Source organism: Paenibacillus macerans (genome assembly GCF_900454495.1).
In the GTDB taxonomy this organism is placed as follows: domain Bacteria; phylum Bacillota; class Bacilli; order Paenibacillales; family Paenibacillaceae; genus Fontibacillus; species Fontibacillus macerans.
In genome coordinates, this window is the sequence record NZ_UGSI01000001.1 from 4,868,805 (window position 1) to 4,890,918 (window position 22,114).

Annotated in this window: 22 protein-coding genes; 14 read left to right on the plus strand and 8 right to left on the minus strand. The window is 48.9% G+C overall.

Annotated elements, in window-relative coordinates; translation table 11 throughout:
* Positions 1–94: 94 nt before the first annotated feature.
* From asnB to DYE26_RS21660, 7 genes are read left to right on the plus strand one after another with little or no spacing between them, the layout of a single operon-like run.
* Positions 95–1,807 (plus strand): asparagine synthase (glutamine-hydrolyzing), encoded by a 1,713-nt coding sequence (gene asnB / locus DYE26_RS21630; RefSeq protein WP_036626998.1) that lies wholly within the window; start codon positions 95–97, stop codon positions 1,805–1,807.
* A 12-nt stretch (positions 1,808–1,819) separates the two neighbouring features.
* On the plus strand, positions 1,820–2,752 hold the full coding sequence (locus DYE26_RS21635; RefSeq protein WP_036627000.1) for a 2-methylaconitate cis-trans isomerase PrpF family protein: 933 nt from the start codon (positions 1,820–1,822) through the stop codon (positions 2,750–2,752).
* Entirely contained in the window at positions 2,724–3,872 is a 1,149-nt protein-coding gene (locus DYE26_RS21640) for an acyl-CoA dehydrogenase family protein (protein WP_036627001.1), read from the plus strand. The genes DYE26_RS21635 and DYE26_RS21640 overlap by 29 nt, the downstream gene beginning before the upstream one ends.
* A complete protein-coding gene (locus DYE26_RS21645) occupies positions 3,841–5,196 on the plus strand; it encodes a dihydroorotase (RefSeq protein WP_051985785.1) in 1,356 nt (451 codons plus the stop codon). Before DYE26_RS21640 ends, DYE26_RS21645 begins: the two co-directional genes overlap by 32 nt.
* Entirely contained in the window at positions 5,193–6,977 is a 1,785-nt protein-coding gene (locus DYE26_RS21650; protein WP_036627003.1) for a M3 family oligoendopeptidase, read from the plus strand. The genes DYE26_RS21645 and DYE26_RS21650 overlap by 4 nt, the downstream gene beginning before the upstream one ends.
* Positions 6,970–8,217, plus strand: coding sequence for an MFS transporter (locus tag DYE26_RS21655; protein ID WP_036627005.1), 1,248 nt, complete (start codon positions 6,970–6,972; stop codon positions 8,215–8,217). The genes DYE26_RS21650 and DYE26_RS21655 overlap by 8 nt, the downstream gene beginning before the upstream one ends.
* Positions 8,214–8,597, plus strand: coding sequence for a VOC family protein (locus tag DYE26_RS21660; protein WP_036627008.1), 384 nt, complete (start codon positions 8,214–8,216; stop codon positions 8,595–8,597). The genes DYE26_RS21655 and DYE26_RS21660 overlap by 4 nt, the downstream gene beginning before the upstream one ends.
* A 116-nt stretch (positions 8,598–8,713) precedes the next feature.
* Here DYE26_RS21660 and DYE26_RS21665 read toward each other — a convergent pair whose 3' ends face one another.
* Together DYE26_RS21665 and DYE26_RS21670 are read right to left on the minus strand one after the other, a co-directional pair.
* A complete protein-coding gene (locus DYE26_RS21665; RefSeq protein WP_036627010.1) occupies positions 8,714–9,550 on the minus strand; it encodes a YitT family protein in 837 nt (278 codons plus the stop codon).
* A gap of 215 nt (positions 9,551–9,765) precedes the next feature.
* Positions 9,766–10,916 (minus strand): IS3 family transposase gene (locus DYE26_RS21670; protein ID WP_248931314.1). Its coding sequence is split into 2 segments (ribosomal slippage): positions 9,766–10,661 and positions 10,661–10,916, totalling 1,152 coding nucleotides; the frame shifts between segments, so codons are not numbered across the junction.
* 84 nt (positions 10,917–11,000) lie between these two features.
* Here DYE26_RS21670 and DYE26_RS33180 point away from each other — a divergent pair.
* On the plus strand, positions 11,001–11,408 hold the full coding sequence (locus tag DYE26_RS33180; protein ID WP_144245278.1) for a hypothetical protein: 408 nt from the start codon (positions 11,001–11,003) through the stop codon (positions 11,406–11,408).
* 26 nt (positions 11,409–11,434) lie between these two features.
* Complete coding sequence (locus DYE26_RS21675; RefSeq protein ID WP_051985786.1) at positions 11,435–11,875, plus strand: Mov34/MPN/PAD-1 family protein; 441 nt, start codon at positions 11,435–11,437, stop codon at positions 11,873–11,875.
* A 671-nt stretch (positions 11,876–12,546) separates the two neighbouring features.
* Here DYE26_RS21675 and DYE26_RS21680 read toward each other — a convergent pair.
* Positions 12,547–12,903 carry a hypothetical protein gene (locus tag DYE26_RS21680; protein ID WP_124333635.1) on the minus strand — a complete coding sequence of 119 codons (357 nt, stop codon included), beginning with the start codon at positions 12,901–12,903 and terminating at the stop codon, positions 12,547–12,549.
* Positions 12,904–13,134: 231 nt separating this feature from the next.
* Positions 13,135–13,350, minus strand: a complete 216-nt coding sequence (locus DYE26_RS21685) for a hypothetical protein (RefSeq protein ID WP_036628994.1) — start codon at positions 13,348–13,350, stop codon at positions 13,135–13,137.
* Between the two features lie 231 nt (positions 13,351–13,581).
* Here DYE26_RS21685 and DYE26_RS21690 point away from each other — a divergent pair, with 231 nt between their 5' ends.
* From DYE26_RS21690 to DYE26_RS21700, 5 genes are all read left to right on the plus strand, one after another.
* Entirely contained in the window at positions 13,582–14,718 is a 1,137-nt protein-coding gene (locus DYE26_RS21690) for a phosphoenolpyruvate hydrolase family protein (RefSeq protein ID WP_227872995.1), read from the plus strand.
* Positions 14,660–14,812, plus strand: coding sequence for a helix-turn-helix domain-containing protein (locus tag DYE26_RS34325; RefSeq protein WP_227872996.1), 153 nt, complete (start codon positions 14,660–14,662; stop codon positions 14,810–14,812). The genes DYE26_RS21690 and DYE26_RS34325 overlap by 59 nt, the downstream gene beginning before the upstream one ends.
* Before the next feature lie 130 nt (positions 14,813–14,942).
* Positions 14,943–15,845: a Tm-1-like ATP-binding domain-containing protein gene (locus DYE26_RS21695; RefSeq protein WP_306308162.1), complete on the plus strand. Its 903-nt coding sequence runs from the start codon at positions 14,943–14,945 to the stop codon at positions 15,843–15,845.
* Positions 15,832–16,155 (plus strand): Tm-1-like ATP-binding domain-containing protein, encoded by a 324-nt coding sequence (locus DYE26_RS34700; RefSeq protein ID WP_306308163.1) that lies wholly within the window; start codon positions 15,832–15,834, stop codon positions 16,153–16,155. The genes DYE26_RS21695 and DYE26_RS34700 overlap by 14 nt, the downstream gene beginning before the upstream one ends.
* Positions 16,156–16,182: 27 nt before the next feature.
* Complete coding sequence (locus DYE26_RS21700) at positions 16,183–17,013, plus strand: phosphoenolpyruvate hydrolase family protein (protein ID WP_036627016.1); 831 nt, start codon at positions 16,183–16,185, stop codon at positions 17,011–17,013.
* A 138-nt stretch (positions 17,014–17,151) separates the two neighbouring features.
* On the opposite strand, the gene DYE26_RS21705 is transcribed toward DYE26_RS21700, so the two are convergent.
* Genes DYE26_RS21705 through DYE26_RS21720 form a run of 4 tightly spaced genes read right to left on the minus strand, consistent with a single transcriptional unit; the run spans position 17,152 to position 21,997 of the window.
* Positions 17,152–17,751 (minus strand): YitT family protein, encoded by a 600-nt coding sequence (locus DYE26_RS21705; protein ID WP_036627018.1) that lies wholly within the window; start codon positions 17,749–17,751, stop codon positions 17,152–17,154.
* A 22-nt stretch (positions 17,752–17,773) separates the two neighbouring features.
* A complete protein-coding gene (locus DYE26_RS21710; RefSeq protein ID WP_036627020.1) occupies positions 17,774–18,622 on the minus strand; it encodes a PRD domain-containing protein in 849 nt (282 codons plus the stop codon).
* A 32-nt stretch (positions 18,623–18,654) separates the two neighbouring features.
* A complete protein-coding gene (locus tag DYE26_RS21715; protein WP_036627023.1) occupies positions 18,655–20,115 on the minus strand; it encodes a glycoside hydrolase family 1 protein in 1,461 nt (486 codons plus the stop codon).
* Positions 20,116–20,134: 19 nt separating this feature from the next.
* On the minus strand, positions 20,135–21,997 hold the full coding sequence (locus DYE26_RS21720; protein WP_036627027.1) for a beta-glucoside-specific PTS transporter subunit IIABC: 1,863 nt from the start codon (positions 21,995–21,997) through the stop codon (positions 20,135–20,137).
* Positions 21,998–22,114 lie beyond the last annotated feature (117 nt).

Consider the following 22,114-nt stretch of genomic DNA (forward strand, 5'->3'; position numbering starts at 1 on the left):
AACACGAAGTAATTCATTTTCTTTCCAAAGGGGAATTGTGGTCTTTAGTCCATAATTCCTCTTTTTACAATTATATAAGAAAGGGCGTTTTTCCATGTGCGGTATAGCGGGATTCACCATCCTTGAACAAGATGACCCATATACAAGCGTCTCCCAATTGCACCGAATGACGGGGAGCTTGTTTCATCGAGGCCCCAACGCCGAAGGCCTGTACCTGGATGAGCGTATAGCATTAGGCAGCAGAAGATTAAGCCTTGTGGACATCTCCAACGGATCACAGCCTTTTTATAATGAAAACCGGACCGTTGTAGTCATCTATAACGGTGAAATATACAATGCCCCTGCCCTTCGAAAGATGCTGGCAAACAAAGGGCATAAACTGTACTCCGCTTGCGATGGCGAAATCATCCCCCATCTGTATGAAGAGTACAGTACCGATTTCATGTCCCGGCTGGACGGCATGTTTGCGATTGCCCTCTGGGATACGACATGCAAACGATTCATTCTTACCGTCGATCAAGCAGGAATCAAGCCTCTTTATTATACACAAAAAGAAAAACGTCTTATCTTTGCTTCTGAATTGAAAGCCCTGTTCAGCATTGGCGGCGCTCGCCCCCCCATCGACCCCGTCTCCATGCTGAGTTATTTAAAATATAAATTCATTCCTGCCCCGTGTACACCCTATACAGGCATCCAAAAAATGATGCCCGGCCAGACCCTTGTATGGGAGGACAACAGGCTTGTTGCTGATCGCGGCAGCATACCAATCGGTCATTCAGACGGAGGCGATCTTACGGAATTGTTGGAGACTGCGATCAAGACCACCACCATGTCGGACAAACGCGTCGGCTGCTTGCTAAGCGGCGGCCTGGACTCCAGCATTGTAGCCGCTGTAATCGCAAATGAACTACCGAATGCTCCTATCTTCGGCGTCGGGTATCCCGGTCGGCTGGAGGCAGATGAAACGTATTTTGCCGCGAAATTATGCAAGGAGCTTGGTATGGATTACTGTCAGGTTTGCGTCGGGCCGGCAGATGTTCCCGCGAACCTTGATGAAATTGTATGGCATCTGGACGAGCCTAATCAGGATCCTATTACCGTCCCTTATTTCCTGCTGCTGCGGCAAGTCAAAGAATCGGTTTCTGTTGTGCTGACCGGCGATGGCTCGGATGAATTTTTTGGAGGGTACCAGCGTTTTGCCGTCTGGGATGCGGAAAGCTCCTCCAATCTTGACGCCTACGGAAACGAGTTGTTCTTATTCCGTCTTGAGGAACTGCGGCAAGACTTCACGGAAGCTTATCGCGACGCTTTTGAGCGTCTGGCATCCGAGCAATCCTTCCCGCAAATCCATAGTCTTCAGTCCTGTATGGCATGGGAGAGACAATACCGCCTCCCAGCGTACCATCTAAATCGAGTTGACAAGCTGTCTATGGCTTGGGGCGTCGAAGCCCGCGTCCCCTTTCTTAGGCCAACCGTTACTAATTACGCGCTGCGATTAAGCGCCCATGAGCTTCGGAATCAGCAAACCGAGAAGGTAAAGCTAAAGGAGGCCTTTCGTGGCAGACTGCCTGCCTGGCTCTTAGAACGCAAAAAGCAGCCCTTCACTTTCCCTATCTCCCATTGGCTTCGTACCGAACTGCAGGAATGGAGTAAAGAGACGCTGCTATACAGCGCCTCCCCCGTTCACGCATTTGTCGACCGGACCTATGTAGCCTGCTTAATCGATCAACATCACGCCGCGCAGGCCGATCATAGTCATAAAATCTGGTCATTACTGGTGATGGATGCTTACTTAAAGCAAAACTGAGGAGTGAAGTCAATGAACGTACAAGTCGCGCTTCTACGAAGCGGTAAATCCAACATTGCGGTTATCGACCAGGATCTGCCCCGGGATTCGGGGAAAGTTACCGAGTTGTTGCAGAATATATACTTAATCACGCTTAAATTAGGCTTTCCTACAACCAAGGTCGTCACGATCGGCAGCTTGTTCCGTAATCGTCAAAGCTTGCAGTTCTATCAGTATATCCCCGGCTCGGGCACTTTCGATGCCGGCGGAAACTGCGGCAATGCGCTTATGGCTGCTTATGTGTATCTATACCAGCTTCATCCTGACAACACGGTGAGCGAAATGCGCTCTTCCCACTCTGACTTCGCTATCCGCATCAAGGAGCTGCAGGCACGGACGAAGCGGGAGTACTCGCTTTGGGCCGAGCTATACGCATGCGGTCCTAAGCCCCGCCAGGTGTTACCGCTTGGGGAAGCACGATGCCTTGTATCATCGGAAAGCCATGCTATTGAAGCCTCCATCGTCGATGCAGGGAATCCGTACATCTGGGTAAAAGCCGAGTCCATTTCACCTAAAGCCCTGAAAGAGTGGGATGAGGTCGAGCTCTTGTCCCTAGCGCGGTTAAGGGCAAGTATTCAGCCCAGGCTGGGCATTGCCAAAGGCTCGGTTTTCCCGAAAATCGCGGCGTTTGCCCGTTTATCGGACGAAAGCGCCGCCCTGCGAATGATATCGGTGGATGACTGGCACCCCTCTTTTGCTCTAACCGGACTGTTGAATTTCGCCGCCGCTCTTTTCACGCCCGACACACTGATCCGGCTGGCTTTCCCGGATACCCGAAGGCTCGCACTATACCTGCCGGACGGCATTCTTGTCCCCGAGTTTGGCGAGACAGCCGTAGTAATGGAACAAAACGTTGAATATATTGGAGGTATAACCGTTGAACTCGATAAAAAGGTCGTGGTTTAAAGAACAGTTGGCACAGATCATAGAGGAAGACATCCGGCCGGAAGCCGCCGCAGTCGATGAACATGCGAGGTTCCCAGTACAAGCGCTCGCAGCGCTAAAACGCGGCGGTTTATTGGGACTGCTCGTCCCCGAACCGTACGGAGGTCTGGGCGGCAGCATTACCGAGTTCACATATGCGGTCGAGCAGATCGCGCGGGCGTGCAGTTCAACTGCCGCCGTCTTCTTCTTCCACGGCCAGTTCGTGCGGAGGCTAGAAGACTTTGGGAACGCTGAACAGCAGGCAAAGTACTTCCCGCGGCTCGCCGATGGTTACCTCGGGGCTTCGTCTTGGAGCGAACTGCAGGCAGGTGCCGGCAAGAACAACCTGAGCACAACCGCCCGTTTACAAGGGTCCCGCCTGCTCATTAACGGAAGCAAGGCATTTTGCACCAGTGCCGGAGAAGCTGATGTCTATTCAGTTCTGGTTAAATTCGAAGGCGAGGACGGGCCGCAAACTTCATTTGTCCTGGTCGAGAAAGAAGACCTCAACGTATCGTTCGGGCAATCGTGGAACGGAATGGGGATTCGCGGTTCATCGACCCGGGAAATCATATGCGCGGAATTGTCGCTTCCCCATGATCGCATCTTGAGCGCTGTTGGCGATGGGCACCGGATTATGGAACAAAACAAAAAAAATGCGATTCATCCAGGCATTATCGGTTTGGGCGTCGCACGTGCAGCTTTAGGCGCCTTCTTGACGGAAATTCAAGAAAGGCCTCAACTGTGGGGCTATCAAAATACACGCATGACCGTAAGCGATATCGCCACCTCTGTCGATGCGCTGGAAGCACTTACCTACCTTGCCGCTAGATCGGCTGATGACAGGAAAGCTCAGTCCGCTTTTCAAGCCATGCAGGCCAAGACGCTTGCCGCACAAGTCTGCGTGGAAGCAGCCGATAAACTGCTTCACTTGGCCGGTGCCCGGGCGTACACCAAGGGACATGCGCTTGAGCGATTATGCAGAGACGCCAAAGCCATCGGTCTTATGGGTCCGACCACCGAGATTGCTAAGGAATATATTGCCCAAATTTTACTGGAGGAGATGCAGAATGACAATCGCCTGCGACCTTGTTTTATTTAATTGCACAGCCTTTGTGCCCGAGCCGCTGCCCGAAGCCTACATCGGCATAAGGAACGGAACCATTGCTTACGTAGGAACTCAGAAACCCGACGGAACCGCAGAAACTGCGTTTATAGATATGCAACGGCGCTTCGTGCTGCCGGGTTTGATTGATTCGCATGTCCACTTCCGCACGCCCGGGCTCGATCATAAGGAAGACTATCGGCATGGCTCCATGGCAGCGCTGGCCGGCGGGGTAACAACTGTTCTGGATATGCCCAATACAAAACCCGAGATCAGTACCCGTGCCGCATTGCAGGAGAAAGAACAAACCGTTCAAAAACTTTCTTACGTGCATTATGGTCACCATTTCCTACTAACCAGGCGCAACCTAGAAGAGATTAAGTGCTTGCAGGCCGGTGACGTCGCTTCGGTTAAAGTTTTTATGGCAGGGCATGAAACGGCGGAACACACGGTTTACGATTACAACTATTTATTAGAAGCGGCCGGTATTCTGGCGGCTAAAGGCATGTTGATGACCGTGCATGCAGAGTATGAGCCCTTGCTCAAGCGGACAGCATCCATGGCTCCCAGCGGATATGAGGAAGACCGCAGGCGGGATGCCGCGATTCGTGCCGTGGAGATGATGATCGGTATCAGTCGGCAGACAGGATGCCAGATTCATATCGTCCATACTTCCACTGAGGAAGAAGCTTCGCTAATTATAGCGGCCAAATCGAAAGGGATTCCGGTCACCTGCGAAGTCATTCCGCCCCACCTTGTCTTTACGAATGAAGATCTGCTCCGCAAAGGATGGGATTTTAAGCTGTCTCCACCACTAAGGACTAGACGGGATGCAGCCTGCCTGTGGGAACATCTCATAACCGGATATATCGATACCATCGGTTCAGACCATGCGCCTCACACAAGAACTGAGAAGAACAGTTCTTCTCCCCCTGCAGGCATGCCTGGCGTTCAAGAGATGGTATCTGTTATTTTTTCCGGTTTCATAGATAGAGGTCTTAATCCTGAGCAAGCTGCCGCCCTGATTGCGAAGTATCTGTCTCAGCGTCCGGCCGAGCTATTTCACATTCCAGGCAAAGGCAGACTAGCCCAGGGATTCGATGCCGATCTGACCGTGTTGGAACCCTTCGCAACCTTCGTGATGACCGATGAGAAAGCTTTTTCCAAGTGCAAATGGAGTATATATACGGGACAATCTTTACGAGGAGAGGTTCAGATGGTCTTCCTTAACGGCACCGTGGTCTATGCCAACAACGTTATACAAACGGAACAGCCTACAGGCCGCAAAATCACTTTGGAATCGAGGAGATGCACCGTATGAAACAAGCCACCCTTTCTCCCATCGTCTATCATTGGGACCTCTCACCGCTTTATAAAAACCGGGGCGCGTGGTCGGAAGACTTGGCGGAAGTAAAGCAGCTTGCCCAGAAATTACTTCACTTCCGGGGTATCTCTACATTGACCGTTGCAGCGCTCGAATCAGCACTGCAGCTGCAGAGCCGTATTTTTATGCTGCTGGATAAACTGTATATTTATCCGAAGCTCAGGCTCGATCTCGATTATCAGGATGAGGAGGCCCGGCAAATGTGTGATATGGCGAGTCACGCCAGCCGTCGCATTCTAAGCGATATCGCTTTTTTAGCCGATGAACTGCGAAGCTTGGACGAATCCTTATTAACAAAAACATCCGCTGATTCCTTAGCAAACTACCGCCGGCTGCTGCAAGAATTTAAACGCTTCGGGCCTCATATGCTGGATGCAGATCAGGAGGATATCCTAGCCCAGTTGCATCAGATTACGGGACATGTGTATCAAACGTATAGGATATTAAGGGAACAGGAGACCGTCTATCCTGATATCACCGATGCCTCGGGAGAAAATATAGTACTTCTAGACAATAATTACCCCTTGCTAATGGAGCATCCGGACCGCAATGTCAGGAAACAAGCTTATTATGGGGTTATGTCCGCCTTGCATCAAAAGCGCGAAACATTTGCCAGTCTGCTGAAAACCTATGCTCTGCAGCTAAGTCTAAATGCCGGATTTCGCCGGCACGAATCTTCCTTTGCAGCCGCTCTCTTCGAGGAGGAAATACATCCAGAGATTTACGGATATTTAATAAACGCCGTTCACCTGCATCTCAATACCCTTCACCATTACATAAATTTGCGGAAGAAGCTTCTGGGCGTAACACAGCTGGGTTCCTACGACTTGCTTGCACCTTTACCCGCGCAGAGCGAACCGGTTGTCGGGGTACAGGAGGGACTGGCGCTTATCGAAAGTTCCCTTGCACCTTTAGGCGAGGAATATTACGATTATCTTGCCTACCTTATCGGCGTCAATTGCATCGACTTCTATCCGGATTCCCGTAAAACGGACGGAGCCTACACCTGGAATGTTTATGATGTTTATCCCTATATATTGTTGAATTACAATAACAACACAGACAGCCTTTTTGGCCTTGTTCACGAGTTGGGCCATGCCGTCCACTATATGTTCACGAACCGGCACCAGCCATACATTTACGCCGACTGCCCGGTTTTCCTGTCCGAGATTGTGTCAAATGTGAACGAATGTCTGCTCATCCGTCACCTCCTTGAGCATGCTGAGGACAGCTCAAGCCGCTTGTATTATTTGAGCTACTATATAGAAATGTTTAGGAGTACGGTATTCAGACAATCGCTGCTCGCCGAATTCGAGCACTTCATCTACAGCACATTGGACGCGGAGCAGCCGCTGAACGCTTCCTTGTTGTGCGAAACCTACAAATCGCTCACTCGTTCTTATTATGGCGACGGATTGCTGGTTGAAGATCTGCAAGGCTCGGAGTGGATCAGAGCCTCGCATCTCTATAAAAATTTTTATATGTTCAAATATCCCGTCGGTTATCTGATTGCCCTTCAAATCGTCCAGAACATTCATGAGCAAGGCGCTCGTTACGCAGAAAAGTATACACGTATGTTGAAAGCGGGAAACGCTGCGCCTGCAGTTGACTTACTGCGGACCATCGATATCGATGTTGATGACCCGAACCTGTACGGCAGCGGCTTAAGAATATTCGAAAGCTTAATCACAAATCTAGAGGAGGCTTGCTATGCCTAGAAAAAAAAGTCTGCTTAGAGACAACCGCAGCTTTAGAAACTTATGGCTTGCGCAGACCGGAAGCACGATAGGCGACTGGTTCAACCAAGTCGCGCTTGCGCAGACCACCCTGGCGCTCACCAACTCGGCGGCCGGCATGGGGCTTGTACTGCTCTGCCGGTCATTTCCCGGGTTTATTCTGGGCCCCTTGATCAGCCCGCTTGTCGATCATCTTCCCAAAAAGAAGATTATGATCGCAACCGATCTGTTACGGGCGCTGTTTGCTTTAAGCTTCATTGCCGCCATTGCTGCGGATCAGAGTTTCTTCCTCTATGCAGGCGCCTTTCTTCTAGGGTTGAGCGGGGTTATGTTCAATCCTGCCTCGCAAGCTTACTTGCCGCACATTGTCAAACAGGAAGAACTCGCGGAAGCTAACGCCATCAGTTCTACGACTTCCGGCTTTGTAAGTGTAATCAGTACCATACTAGGCGGTATCGTATCAGCTTTAGTCAGCCCTGTGCTCTGTTTTGCCATTAACTCTGCTTCCTATCTATGGTCTGCACTCTGTGTCTCCAAACTGACTTCCACATCCAGCACCCAGTCAGCGCGTAAATCCTTCAGTTATTTCCGCTCGCTATCCGAAGGGTTCAAGGAGGTCAAGCAAAATACCGTCGCCCGCATGATTATCATTATCGGTATCAGTTGGGGACTTGCCGGCGGCGGATATTATATTCTTATTCCACTAATCGGCGATTCATTAATCGGGTTAGAGGGATTCGGGATTGGCTTACTCTATGCCGTCGACGGCCTAGGAGTGATTACAGGCTCACTACTGGTCAAATCCTACATTAAACACCGTATTACAAGAATGAACCTCGCTTATGGCATCGCTTATGTCACGCAAGCGGTCTTTTTTGCCGGAATCGCGTTATCGGCCAATATTTATTGGGCAGCCTTAATGCTGCTTTGCATGCGGGTCAGTTCCGGAATCATCATCCCGCTCGATACATCTCTGATGCAGATGAATACGCCGCCGGATGTCCGAGGCCGCGTATTCGCCCTGCACGGATCCACATACAGCGGTTTCATGCAGCTGTCTTACGTGACCTCCAGCCTGTTGTTCGTCAATATGGGCATCCCGTTCACGGGAGTATTGATCGGTTCCATCTCGTTTCTCTGCGGTCTTTACTGGCTGGTCGGTATGCGCAAACAGCAGACTTCGGGATTATCCACGACGTTAACCAAAGGAGAAAAAGTATGATCGAATGCATAGATCACATTGCCATAAAGGTCTCAAATCTGCTAGCGTCTATTCATTTTTATAGAAAGTTTGGATTCGAGGATATCGAACGCGTCTACTTCAATCACAGGCAAATCTCCATGTTGGAGCATAAAGAGGGGGGAACACCCAAGATCGAATTGATTCAAACGGATCAAGAGGAGCCCCCGGAAGGTCGCGATTCGCATCATCTTGCCTTCCTGACCCGCGATTTACCGGAAACGATCAGCCACTTGAAGCAGCAAGACATCGTCATTGAGAAGTCAATGATCCGTACGGGCTTTAATGGCACTCGGTTTATCTTTATTTATGGCCCCGATCGCGAGGTCATACAAATCGTCGAATCAACCGCAAATGAGTAAATCCCCTCGCTTCTAGAACTCACTTAACCCGTAATCCTTTAATCGGAAATGCAGTTTCGAATAAAAGGATTACGGGTAATTCGTTAACTCGACGGACAAATTATAAAGTGCTGCCCTCACTTCGAAATATCCAAAAACCCCTCGCCAAACACATCCCGCACATCGTGGATGGTGAGAAACGCGGCTTTGTCGATGGATTTGACAATCTTTTTAAGTGTGGATACCTCTTGCTTGCTGATGACGATGTACAGGACTTCCTTCGGATTTTTTGTATAGTAGCCATGGCCGGACAGCACCGTAACGCCGCGGTCCATTTGGGTAATGACCATTTCGGCGATGTCGTTTTGCTTCTCCGAGATGATCGTAACGGCCTTTTTGGGATTCAGCCCCTCAATCAGGAAGTCCATCACCTTCGTCCCCACATACAAACTGACGATGGTCAGCATCAGCTTCTCCGCCCCGATGATAAAATAGGAGGAAAAGGCCACGATCAAATCGAAAAACAACAGCGCATAGCTGATATTCCAGTCGAGATATTTATTGGCGATCCGGGCTAAAATCACCGTTCCCGCCGTCGTTCCCCCGGCCCGCACGATCAGGCCGATTCCGACCCCCACCAGCACGCCGGCGAAGACCGCATTAATGGTCAGCTCATGCGAATTGATCCTCCAGCTTTCCGTCAAATGCAGAAACAGCGAGTTAAAAGCGATCGCAATCACGGTATACACCGTTGTTTGCCGATCCAGAAATTTGTAGCCGACAGTCAGCAGCAGGCCATTGATCACGATATTGACGATGGAAGGCGACCACTGAAACAAGTAGTACAAAATAATGGTGACCCCTGTAACGCCCCCCTCGCCAAACTCATTCGGGATGACAAACAAATTGACGGCCAACGCAAATAAAAAGGCACCCACAATTATAGTAGCGATATCCGCCATTCTCTTTTTCATAACTACTCTGATCCTCTCTCCAGCAATTCTATCCTCACAACCAGATCATCGTATTCCACTTATAGCTATAAAGTCAATATGACTTTTACGCTTTAATTCGCTATCCAATTCACTTAGAAAAGGAATTTTGGCAAGGATTATACCAAAATAAAAAACAGGCGTTGCAGAGGAGAATGTACCTCTGTCAATAGAGTAGACACAAAGAATCGAGAAAATTATGCGGCAGATCGGTACATACGTTCGCACTCATTGGGCGTAGAATACCCAATCGCGGAATGGATTCGTTTTCCATTGTAGAAGCAGGTAATATATTCAAAAATGCGTTTCTTGGCTTGCTTGCGTGTTTTGAACTTCTCCAAGTAGACAAGTTCTTTCTTAAGCACACTGTGGAACGATTCAATACACGCATTATCGTAGCAGTTCCCTTTGCGGCTCATACTGCCTTTCATCTTGTAGGTGCGCAGCCGCGCCTGGTAGTCATGAGAAGCGTACTGGCTGCCGCGATCCGAATGATGCAGAACCTCTTCGCACGGTCGCTGCTGGCTGTGGGCGCGGTCCAGCGCCGTTAACACGAGTTCTTTCGTCATTCGCTCATCCATGTGAAATCCAACGATTTTACGACTGTACAGGTCCATGATGCTTGCCAGGTATAGCCAACCCTCATCGGTCGGGATATACGTAATATCAGCCACCCAGGCCTTGTTTGGAGCGGACGGATTAAACTCGCGGTTCAACACGTTCTCTTGGACAGGCAGGTTGTGCTTCGAGTTGGTTGTGGCCTTGTATTTCTTCACCGTGCGAGAACGTAAACCCAGCTCCTTCATGATCCGAGCGACTGTTTTCTCGGACACTCGTATGCCCTGCTTGTGCAGTTCTTTTGCTACTTTGGGGCTTCCATATAATCGACGGGATTCTAGAAAGATACGACGGATCCGCCGCTCCAGCTTGCGACGTCGCTTTTCACGTTTGCTGGCTTTTCGCTGGGTCCATTTGTAATAGCCGCTTCGGGATACTTCAAAGGCTTCGCACATCTTCGAGACTCGGCACTTGAAGCGATGATCGTGGATGAAGGCATAGATCAGCGCCGGTCTTTGGCGAAGTAGTGCATCGCCTTTTTTAAGATGTCGTTCTCCTCTTCCAGATCACGAAGGCGTTTCTGAAGATCTCTCATTGCTTTATCGTCGGCTTTCAGTTGCCCACTGCCTGGAAAGGCCTGTGCGCCGTCTTTCTTGTATTCCGCCATCCAACGATACAGGGTGTTGTCGCTGATCCCCAGTTCGCGGGCGACCTGCGCCACCGCTTTCCCTTCTTCCTGGATCATCTGAATCGTTTGCAGTTTAAATTCTTTATCGTATTTTTTCGTCATGGTAGCACCTCGAATTTGGATAGATTCATTTTACCCGATTCTCGGTTCTCCATGTCTACTTTTTAGTCTAGCAGCACTACCCCCATGTTATTCGTTTGGGTAGAACCTTTTGCAGTTGGTGGCCATGCTATTTATGTAGATCCAAAACGTATTGGATGCTTTGATTGTCTCTTTGATTCTTTAGGCCGATATCAAAGAGGTATACTTAGACATCCAGATCGATATTTAAAACGCGAGGCAGGCTGTCAGACATCCTATACTCCTTATAGTGTGGTAGATTTGAAACGTTTTATTTACGATCTCAACGTATTTATAGATGAGATAATGAAAGGAGAAGTACGAAAGAATACGGTTTTCACATGGATTGGAAATCTAAAAGCTCATCAAGAACAGGGGAGGGAAATCGCCGGCAGGTGGAAGGCTTCTCAGCCATACTCTTCTTGGCGGTTACCCATTGAAGAATTCGGCTTGTGTGATCGGTGTGATCCATGATGTATCGATTTGGAAAATATAGACTAATGTTTACACAAGAAGTTATGGGGATTATGCATTCTTATCGACAAATAAGTAAAGGACTGCCCGAGTCAGGTGGAATTTTGTTAGGGCGGATTTACACGGACAATCGTATAATCATCGATCAGATCTCTGTACCCGGGAAAGGAGACAAGTCCGGTCGTTTTTTCTTTGAAAGGGATGTTAAACGTGCGCAAGAAATTGCAAGCGGCGCATGGGAAAAATCTGACGGAGAAGTTCGTTACCTTGGAGAGTGGCACACACATCCTGAAGCGATTCCTAAACCGTCTCCCACAGATCGAAAATTGATTATTGGAATGATACAAGACTCCATTTTGGATCAAGAGTTTTTATTTTTGGTGATTGTTGGCATTCAGGAAAACTATGTTGGTGTAAGCTATAAGGGCAAAAGATATGTTAATCAATTAGCATTTTGCTCAGATTGAGAGTACCATAAACCTAATAAGTATCACATGAATTGGAATAGCCTTTGTTGTGAACAGATGAAAGAGAACTGATTATTCAGTTCTCTTTCATTACATTGTTCATCAAAGCTTGACAAATTAGGCCTTGAATGAAGGTCGCCCGAGCGTTTGACTAGTAGGATCCAGACGAGAAAGATATCTGTTACTGGGCACGTAAGATCCATATTTGCTTTTTTTGCATTAACGCTTTACTATGCTATTTCACAAAAGTCGTATTTTGTACATTAGTCTTGACTAATTGAGCATCTGGTCGGTTTCCGGATAGAAACTGTTGATTGACACAAAACTCCCCTTATTAACTACGGAATAGAAAAAATATCTCTTAATTAATCGTTATCCCTTCAATAAAAGTAAAGAATCAATCCAATTGCTATTCATTGGGGAAGGTTTTGGGTAACCCCGCTTGCATTAATGGGGATTTTGTGTCATTATCGCTAATCATAAGGGGAGTTTTGTGTCAATCTTCAAGTAAAAGGGGAGAATTGTGTCACAAAAAAATGACACAATTCTCCCCTTTTAAACAAAAAGAACCCTTATAAAATAAGAATTTCTTAAAAGGGTACTTTTGTGTCAATCTACATCAGCTCTCGCAGCGGCAACGAGCTTCCCTCGGCTCCGTACAGATACTCTGCTTATTGATTACGATTAAGACTAAACTTGTACATTTTTGCTGCAGCTTCAGGTTTTATTGCATACACATTACTTGCTGAAGCATGAGCGTAACCATTAGTCTGTGATGCTTTAACATATGCATGTACCGTTCCATCAGCAGGATTACCATTTGCCCAACCACATTCAGCAACGTCACCAGAATGTCTGTCAGTTCTAAAATCACCACTGAAACGCACATAACCATCAGGGACTTGGAATGGCCAATTTTCTTCTTTTTTATTTGTTTGACCTGGAAGGCTAGTTGCTGCTGTGATCGAAGCTGAGGTTCTTCCATCAGGCATTTGTAATGGTCCAACCATATCACCAGTTCTGAGCATTTCCTTTAATGCATCACTTAGTTTAGGGGCGTCAGACCGTTACAATTTGAAATCAACGTTCTTGGAACAAATAGCGCTTGTGGCAACCGTTAGAATACTTGTGGCTAGAAAATGTATCTTGTCAGACCGGATTTGATGCAACGCTAGAGCGTTTTAGGTGTGTTTGTTCACCTTCGAATACGAGCAAGCAAAAAGCGACCGATTAAGGTCGCTTTCCAAACATTCGAATTGTTACTCTATTGGCAGGCTTTCAACGGTTGTAAAAAATACATCTAGAAGCTCCGTAGCAAAATTAGCTTTTACGTATTCAGAGATTTTGCCCAACTCTTCCTTGTTATCATACTCCAGGCATGGACGCCCTTCGTTCCATAAAACCCTGCATTGAAAAAGGGCTTGAACACGTTCAATAATATAATCTTGCTCCACGGGTCCACGACTAACTGCCACGATCTCATGCTCCTCCAACGTTGTTTTATAGCGATTGCTACCCTCTTTATTGTCTAAAATTTTAACATCCGTCTTCTGTGACATTTATCACTAGTTCGAGCTCCCAAAATGTTCTTTCATTGCTATTCATGGACATTTTCCAAATTTTTAACAGATTTTACGAGATATTTTCATACGAATTTGTTGAATGACCTGTTGGTTTTGTATAGTTTGCATAAGGGAGGTTTCGCCATGCAAATATCAAGACAGGAAATACTCAAAAGGCTGAATGCGCAAATCAAAGTCAATGGACATATTATAGGTGTCGCTGCCGGCAGCGGCATGACGACCAAATACAGCGTTTTGGGCGGGGCGGATATTATTCTGGCTCTCAGTGCCGGACGCTTTCGGCAGATGGGACGGGCGTCTTTGGGATGTTATCTTTGTTATTCCAACAGCAATGAAATCGTTATGGATTTTGCCTCGCGCGAGTTGATGCCTCTTCTGCAGGATACCCCGATTTTATTTGGACTGAACGCTACGGACCCTTGCCTTTCCCTTCCAGAGTTCATTTTGCATATCAAAAAATCCGGCTTTGACGGGATCAATAATTGGCCCACCGTCGGACTCATTGACGGAAAGTTTCGCGAGGCGCTGGAGGAAGAGGGGATTTCGTATCGCCAGGAAATCGAGGCGATCCGCATAGCCCATGAGCAGGGGCTGTTTACCCTGGCCTTCGTCTTTGATGCCTGGCAGGCGGAACAGATGTTAAAGGCCGGAGCAGACATTATCTGCGCTCATTTGGGACTGACGACCGGCGGCGTTTTGGGCGCGAAGAAAGTGCAGTCCTTGGACAGAGGGCGGAGGTTTGCTCAGCAGATTTTTGATACTTGCAATCAGATTCGTCCTGGGGCGATTAAAATGGTCTACGGCGGCCCGATCAAATCTTCCATCGATGCCCGGTACTTCTACGACAACTCTGCTTGCCAGGGCTTTGTGGGCGGCTCTTCCTTCGAACGGATTCCGGCGGAAAAGGCCATTTTGAACACGACCAAATCCTTTAAAATCTCCCAAAGCGCCGAGGAAGAGAACAGCCTCATGAAGGTGCTGAATGGACAAGCCCAAGACTACGACTATGTGGAGTTTATCAAAGAACATATCATCAACCACTATGATGAGCCCATATACCTCAGCGAGCTAGCCTTGGCGGCTCATGTGTCGCCCTCCTATTTGAGTGCCAAATTCAAACGGATCGTCGGTTGCAGCTTTACGGAATATTTAATCCGTTTCCGGATGAACAAGGCGGGGGACTTCCTAAGGGAGACCAGCCATGCCCGTTGGGAAGGTAGCGGAGCTGGTTGGCTATGGAGATTATATCCAATTCACTAAAATTTTCAAGAAATATAAAGGCACGACGCCTACCGGTTATCGAAAAAGCGGAACCTCGCAAGAAATACGGCCGACGGAGCGAAATCTAACATAAGCACAAAAACAGCTTACTTTAAACAATATCAAAATTTCCGCCAAGCCGTACAATTGAATTATCATTTCTGAAAGCTGTTACAAAGCCATGGGGCGGCAGAAAAGATAATTCCAGGAGGTGTACTTAATCAATGAAAACCGTAGCCATCGCGGGGACCTTCGACAGCAAGGGGAAGGAATTCCTTTACTTGAAAGAGCTGTTTGAGGAAATCGGCCTTAACACCTTGACCTTGCATACGGGAACCTTTGAATCCTACTTTGTTCCCGATGTCTCCAACGAAGAAATTGCTGCCGAGGTCGGCGAAAATCTTCGGGAACTGGTAGGCCAAAAAGACCGGGCTCGTGCCACAGCAGCTATGGCAAAGGGTACCGAAAAGATCGTTCCCCGGCTTTATCAGGAAGGCAAATTCCAAGGCATCATTTCCTTGGGCGGCTCGGGCGGCACCTCGGTTATCACACCAGCGATGCGGGCTCTGCCCATCGGCGTACCGAAAATTGTGGTTTCTACCATGGCTTCCGGGAATACCGAACAGTATGTAGGCACAAGCGATGTGATTTTGATTCCTTCGATTGTGGATGTGGCTGGACTCAACTCTATTTCCACCAAGATTTTCAGCAATGCGGTCTTTGCCATGGCGGGTATGCTGGAGCATGAAGTTACGAAAGTTGAGAAAAAACCATTGGTTGCCGCCACTATGTTTGGGGTCACGACACCCTGCGTAGAAACAGCGAAGGCCTATTTGGAGGAGCAGGGTTATGAAGTGCTGGTCTTCCATGCAACCGGTACCGGTGGCCGTACGATGGAGGGTTTGGTGCGAAGCGGTTATTTCCAAGGCGTACTGGATTTGACGACGACCGAATGGTGTGACGAGCTGTTTGGCGGCGTGCTGAATGCCGGGCCTAATCGCAGCGAAGCCGCCGGACTTTGCGGTGTACCGCAAGTAGTTTCTGTGGGAGCTTGCGATATGGTTAACTTTGGCCCCATTGACACCGTGCCCGAGCGTTACAAACATCGCAACCTTGTACAAGCATAATCCATCGGTCACCCTGATGCGCACCACCGCCCAGGAAAACAGAGCCGTTGGCGAGAAATTGGCGGAGAAGCTGAATTTAGCCAGTGGTGAAAGCGTTTTAATTATGCCGCTGAAGGGCGTCTCCATGATTGACGCCGAGGGTCAGCCCTTCCATGGGCCTGAGGAGGACCTGGCTTTGTTTGATGCTTTAAGAGCCAACCTGGATCGCAGCAAGGTGGAGCTTTACGAATTGGATGCGCATATCAACGATGACTCGTTCGCGCTTAACGCCGCCAAAAAACTCATTGCCATGATGGAGGGCAAAGCTTAATCATTCACAGGAAAAGGAGATATAAACATGAATACGATGACCAGAAGTGAAATCCTTGCCAAATTTAAAGCGGAAGTTGCCGGCGGAAAAATCCTCTTGGGCGTAGGCGCCGGCACCGGCATTACCGCGAAGAGCAGCGAAGCGGGGGGCGCGGATATGCTGATTATTTATAACTCCGGCCGTTACCGGATGGCCGGCAGAGGTTCTTTAGCCGGGCTTCTCGCCTATGGCGATGCCAATGCGATCGTGGTCGAAATGGCTTCCGAGGTGCTGCCTGTTGTAAAGAATATCCCGGTGCTGGCTGGCGTTTGCGGTACCGACCCGTTCCGCGTCATGGACATTTACTTAAAGCAATTGAAGGATATGGGCTTTAACGGCGTGCAAAACTTTCCGACGGTGGGCCTCATCGACGGTGTGTTCCGGCAGAACCTGGAAGAAACCGATATGGGGTATGACTTAGAGGTGGAAATGATCCGCAAAGCGCATCAACTGGACATGCTGACTTGCCCTTATGTATTTGATCCAGATCAGGCCAAGGCGATGGCAGAAGCCGGTGCGGATATTTTGGTGGCTCATATGGGTCTTACCACGAAGGGCACGATCGGCGCGAAGACAGCGCTCACCTTGGATGACTGCGTTGTGAAAATTAAGAATATCATTGCCGCAGGGCGTGCCGTCCGGCCGGACATCATGGTCATTTGTCATGGCGGCCCAATCGCCGAGCCGACGGATGCCGCTTATATCATGCAAAATATCCCCGACATCGACGGCTTCTTCGGAGCTTCCAGCATCGAGCGTTTTGCCGCAGAGAAGGGCATCCGGGAGCAGTCGGCCGCGTTTAAGGCTATTTCGAAATAACAAGTATAGGTTGCTTGAACGCGTTGTGCGGAAATGTTGACCAACTTGCTTGACAATCAAAAAGCGAAAACGCATGCTACTGATGCGCTTTCGCTTTTTCTATTTTTGCTGCGGGCAGAAGTTTGCCAATACAATCGGTTATGTGCGGCGGAATCTTGCAAAAAGATTAGGCACCGATTTTGTAAAGTCCATCGTACGTCCCATAATGAGGGATGCCAGAAATGTGAAAAATGCCGTCTTGATATCCATGATGATAGCGCCAAGTATAAGTACAACAAAATCAAAGGCAATATGAATCGTGCCCATCTTAAGATTAGGAAAATGAAGCTGAATTAATCGCCCTAACAGGCCAACCCCACCGCTGGTCAACCCTTGGCTAAAAACGATTCCCGACCCTAATCCCAAGCATGCCCCGCCAATCAGAATGCCTAACCATAGAGGAGGGTGGACCCAATTTCGGATCGGATCGAGCAGGTCAAGGAAGGCGGACAAAGCCCCTGCAACAAGCACGGTCTGGATCACGAAAGAGCGGCCAATCCGTCTCCAAGCCAGCAATAGCAAAGGAATATTAAGAGCAAACACGACGATCCCCGGACTCCAATTTAAAGTATAGAGCGTGAGAATCCCGATTCCCGGGAATCCTGTACTGAATAAGTGAGCGGGAACATATCCTGCGTTTACGCCTAACCCCATAATAAAACACCCAATGAACGAAATAATGATATTGCCCGCTTTCAATGTTAAAGTTCCTCCGTCTAATTTAAGCCAACTGGTTATAGGAGATCAGCCTGTGAATATGCACGGCCAGATAGGTGAGCTCCTCGTTTGGAATGGTTTTTCCGTACACCTGGTGAATATATTCTTTGATCTTGAACGCCCCGTCCATCGCCTGCGGATACAGGCTGGCGATTTGCTCAAACAGGATGTTGTCCGTATTCTCCAGCATCTTATCCGTGTAAAACCGCTCCACAAAAAACTTCACATGGGTTACAAAACGGGTATAATGAACGTTTTCCGTATCCATATCAATATTCATCGAATATCTCACCAGGTTGACGATGCTGCCGATCATTTTGGCCATCTTCATGCCGTCCTTGGATTCCTTCTCCCCGCTTTGGGCATTGATCAAATGAAAAGCGATGTTGGCCGCTTCCTCCTTGGGCATATCGACGTGCAGCTTTTCTTTGATCAGCTCTAAGGAGAACAGGCCGATCGCAAATTCCTCGGCATAGTAATTTTTAATCTCCCAAAACACTTTGTTGGCAATCGCGATATTTTTAGACAACCGTTCCACCGCAAAATGCAAATGGTCCATAAGGGTAAAATAGATCCCCGTGTTGAGCTTGGTTTGCAGCTTCTTTTCCGCGTAAGCCACAATCTGCCCGGTCAGTTCCACGTATACCGGAGGAATGGCGTCCAATACGCCAAGATACTCTTTGACTTTGACATTTTCGATGGGCATGAAGATTTGGTCGGCTTGGTGCTCCTCGACGGTATTGCCCGCTTTTTGACCGTAGCCGATGCCTTTGCCAAACATAATGTACTCCTTGTTCTGCTCATCCTCCACCAAAACTACGCTGGAATTCAACACTTTTTTGATTTTGATCACACGGGTCACCTCCCTAATCGAAAGATGGGGAACTAATCCAAATCTTCGCCATTGCTTTCAATCACTTTTTTATACCAGTAAAAAGAATCCTTGCGTCTGCGCTGCAACGTGCCGTTTCCTTCGTCATCCTGATCGACGTAAATAAAGCCGTATCTTTTGGACATCTGGGACGTGGAAGCGCTGATGATATCAATCGGTCCCCAGCTTGTGTAACCAAACAGGTCAACGCCGGCTTCCACCGCTTCCTTCATTTGTTTAAAGTGTTCCCTAAAATAATTGATCCGGTAGTCATCGTGGATAGAACCGTCGCTTTCCACCCGGTCCACGGCGCCCATGCCGTTTTCCACAATGAGCAGCGGTTTTCTGTAGCGGTCGTACAACTCGATCAAGGAAATTTTCAGGCCCACCGGGTCGATCTGCCATCCCCAATCCGTTACGGGCAAATAAGGATTTTTCACCCCTGTGATCGTATTGCCGGACGTCCGCTCAAGTCCTTCTTTGGCGGACTCGGTTAATGACATATAGTAGCTGAACGAAACAAAATCGACCGTGTGCTTCCGCAAAATCTCCTTATCCCCCGGTTCCATTTGCAGATGAATATTTTTCTGCTCGAGCATGGTTTCGATCAGGGGCGGGTATTCTCCAAATACCTGCACATCCGCGTAAAAATAAGTGTGCAGATTCCTCATCAGCGTAATTTCCACATCTTTGGGGTGGCAAGTATTCGGATAGGTCGTCAGCATCGTCAGCATGCAGCCTACCTGGCTGCCCGGAATGATGCGGTGGCAATCCGCCGTCACCAGCGCCGAGGCAACAAACTGGTGATGCAGCGCCTGATAAATGGTTTCCTCCACCTTGCCCTCCGGACAACGCTCCGGGACAATGCCCGCGGTCGTGAAAGGATGGCGGATGATGCTGTCGATTTCGTTGAAGGTCAGCCAATATTTCACCAGGTCCTTATAACGCGAGAAGCAGACATTGCTGAATTTCACGAAATAATCAATGACCTTTCTTTCCACCCAGCCGTTGTATTTGACGCTTAAAGCAAGGGGCATTTCATAGTGGGAAAGCGTGACGATCGGTTCGATGCCGAGCCGTTTCATTTCGGTGAACAAACCGTCATAAAACTTCAGCCCCAATTCATTGGGCTCGCTCTCTTCACCGGTCGGAAAAATCCGGCTCCAGGCGATCGAAACGCGCAGCGCCTTGAAGCCCATTTCGGCAAACAGGGCCAAATCCTCCTTATACCGATGATAAAAATCGATCCCTCTGCGTTTCGGATATTTTTTGACGTCCGGATCCTGCATCGCCCGTTCGATCATTTCGGTGGTAACGACCTGGTGCGCTTCGTAATCCTCGACATTTAAATGGGGTCTGTACATGGCTATGTCAGCTACGGACGGACCTTTCCCATCCACGTTCCAAGCGCCTTCCGCCTGATTGGCGGCAATGGCGCCTCCCCATAAAAAGTTCTTCGGAAATCCTTTGCTCATGTCTATTCTCTCCCTTGGTTTAATTTTCTAAAGCGGTTACAACCATCAATGTATCCTGACGGTTCACCTGTTTTAAATCCGCAACCTCGACCGCGTATTTGTCCTTATTGGTCACAATGGCGATGGTTACCGGATCGTAGCCTTCTTCAATAATCTTCTCAAGGTCGAACTTCAGCAATAAATCGCCGGCTTTCACTTCATCTCCAGCCTGCACCTGAGGCTCAAAATATTTGCCCCGCAAGCGGACGGTATCGATCCCTACATGGAACAACAGCTCGATGCCGTTCGCCGTACGCATGGCCATCGCATGGTTCCTGCTGTAAATGACTTCAATTTTGCCATCCACGGGCGCGTACAATTCACCTTTCGCAGGAATGACCGCAACCCCCTCACCCATCGCTTTGCTGGAAAAGACCTCATCCTTCACCTCGGACAAAGGAATCATGTCCCCGATCACCGGGCTTTTGAACTCTTTTGCCATGGTAAGCTGGTTAACCGCTTGGCGCTCTTCCGCTTTGGCCTTATGGTCCTTGCCGAGAATAAAGGCCGAAACGAAGGCAACCACAAAGGAAATAACAAGCGCGATGACGGCATTGATGATATTCCGCGGCAAATCTTCCGAGATAAACATCGATAAACTGGCTAATCCGGGTCCGACCAGCACATAAGCCTGCAAGCCGACAATGCCGGTAAACGCCCCGCCGATCAGCGAACTGAACATGACGCTGCCGAGCACTTTTTTATTTTGCAGGGTGACCCCGTACAAGGCCGGTTCCGTGATGCCGAACAAAGCGGAAATTCCTGCGGAGATGGCCGTGGCTCTTAACGCCTTATCCTTGGTCCGCACCGCAACGGCGAAGCAGGCCCCGCTTTCGGCGATATTGTGGGCCAGCGAAGCAGGCATATAGAGCAATTCCTTACCGGTGCTTCCCATCGCGGAAAGAGCGTAAGGAATGAGCGCTTTGTGCATGCCGACGGACACCATCAGCGGCAAAACGGCGGCCAAGAGCGCGACGGCAATCCACCCCACCTTATCGAACAAGGTTAAGATGATAGCTGAGAAACCTTCGCCGAGCGTATAACCGAGCGGGCCCAAAACGAGCAACGACACCGGAACGGTAATGAGCAGCGACATCATCGGGACAAAAAAGATCCGGATCACTTTCGGCGTAATTCGCGTGAACCATTTCTCCATTTGGGCGTAGAGCAATACGGTCAGAATCGCCGGAAAGACCTGATAGGCGTAGGCGATGCTTTTGATCTGAAGGCCGAACAACTGGGCGCCTTCCCCGAGCATGGCCGTCATGTTCGGCAGCAGCAAAGCGCCGACGGCAGCCAGGGCCACCAAAGTATTTACTTTCAGTTTGTTGGCGGTGGTAACGGCCACTAGTAATGGAAGAAAGTACAGCGCCGCGTCGCCAATTTGCACCAAGATTTTATAAGTGTGGCCGTCCGGATCCAAAACATTCATTAATCCGAGCAGCAGCAACAACGATTTTAACATCCCGGCCCCGGCAATCGCCGGAATCAGCGGCTGAAACACGCCTACGATAAAATCCAAAATAACGCTGCCGAGTTTTCTCTTTTCTTTCGGTTTAGCGGCGGATGCCTCAGCGGATTCCGAGTCAGGATTCGGCGACCCCCCCAACAACTGATTGACCGCATCATAAACTTCAACCACTTCATTCCCAATCACGACCTGGCACTGGCCGGTCATTTTTACGGCGATCACGCCGGGAATGCTTTCGAGCCGTTTGACATCGGCTTTAGCGTTGTCGATCAAGGAAAAACGCAGTCTTGTCGAGCAGTGTTCAAAATGGGCGATGTTTTCCTTGCCGCCCACATATTTCAGAACTTCCGCGGCGGTCTGTTTGTAATCCATGTCCAATGCTCCTTCCTTTTGCAAATTTGTGAAAGGGGACAGGCTTTTCTGCAAATAAAAAAGGACCTAAAACGACAAATAAAAGATTTGTCATTTTAGATCCTGCCTGCTTTACCA

Bases quoted from the DNA above. Each gene is read 5' to 3' on its own strand.
- DYE26_RS21690 (WP_227872995.1), top strand. From the start codon at position 13,582: ATGCAAATATCAAGACAGGAAATACTCAAAAGGCTGAATGCGCAAATC.
- DYE26_RS21680 (WP_124333635.1), bottom strand. From the start codon at position 12,903: ATGCTCAGAACTGGTGATATGGTTGGACCATTACAAATGCCTGATGGA.
- DYE26_RS33180 (WP_144245278.1), top strand. From the start codon at position 11,001: ATGTTATTCGTTTGGGTAGAACCTTTTGCAGTTGGTGGCCATGCTATT.
- DYE26_RS21720 (WP_036627027.1), bottom strand. From the start codon at position 21,997: ATGGATTACAAACAGACCGCCGCGGAAGTTCTGAAATATGTGGGCGGC.
- DYE26_RS21650 (WP_036627003.1), top strand. From the start codon at position 5,193: ATGAAACAAGCCACCCTTTCTCCCATCGTCTATCATTGGGACCTCTCA.
- DYE26_RS21700 (WP_036627016.1), top strand. From the start codon at position 16,183: ATGAATACGATGACCAGAAGTGAAATCCTTGCCAAATTTAAAGCGGAA.
- DYE26_RS21675 (WP_051985786.1), top strand. From the start codon at position 11,435: ATGTTTACACAAGAAGTTATGGGGATTATGCATTCTTATCGACAAATA.
- DYE26_RS21695 (WP_306308162.1), top strand. From the start codon at position 14,943: ATGAAAACCGTAGCCATCGCGGGGACCTTCGACAGCAAGGGGAAGGAA.
- asnB (WP_036626998.1), top strand. From the start codon at position 95: ATGTGCGGTATAGCGGGATTCACCATCCTTGAACAAGATGACCCATAT.
- DYE26_RS34325 (WP_227872996.1), top strand. From the start codon at position 14,660: ATGCCCGTTGGGAAGGTAGCGGAGCTGGTTGGCTATGGAGATTATATC.
- DYE26_RS21645 (WP_051985785.1), top strand. From the start codon at position 3,841: ATGACAATCGCCTGCGACCTTGTTTTATTTAATTGCACAGCCTTTGTG.
- DYE26_RS21655 (WP_036627005.1), top strand. From the start codon at position 6,970: ATGCCTAGAAAAAAAAGTCTGCTTAGAGACAACCGCAGCTTTAGAAAC.
- DYE26_RS21665 (WP_036627010.1), bottom strand. From the start codon at position 9,550: ATGAAAAAGAGAATGGCGGATATCGCTACTATAATTGTGGGTGCCTTT.
- DYE26_RS21660 (WP_036627008.1), top strand. From the start codon at position 8,214: ATGATCGAATGCATAGATCACATTGCCATAAAGGTCTCAAATCTGCTA.
- DYE26_RS21715 (WP_036627023.1), bottom strand. From the start codon at position 20,115: ATGAGCAAAGGATTTCCGAAGAACTTTTTATGGGGAGGCGCCATTGCC.
- DYE26_RS21635 (WP_036627000.1), top strand. From the start codon at position 1,820: ATGAACGTACAAGTCGCGCTTCTACGAAGCGGTAAATCCAACATTGCG.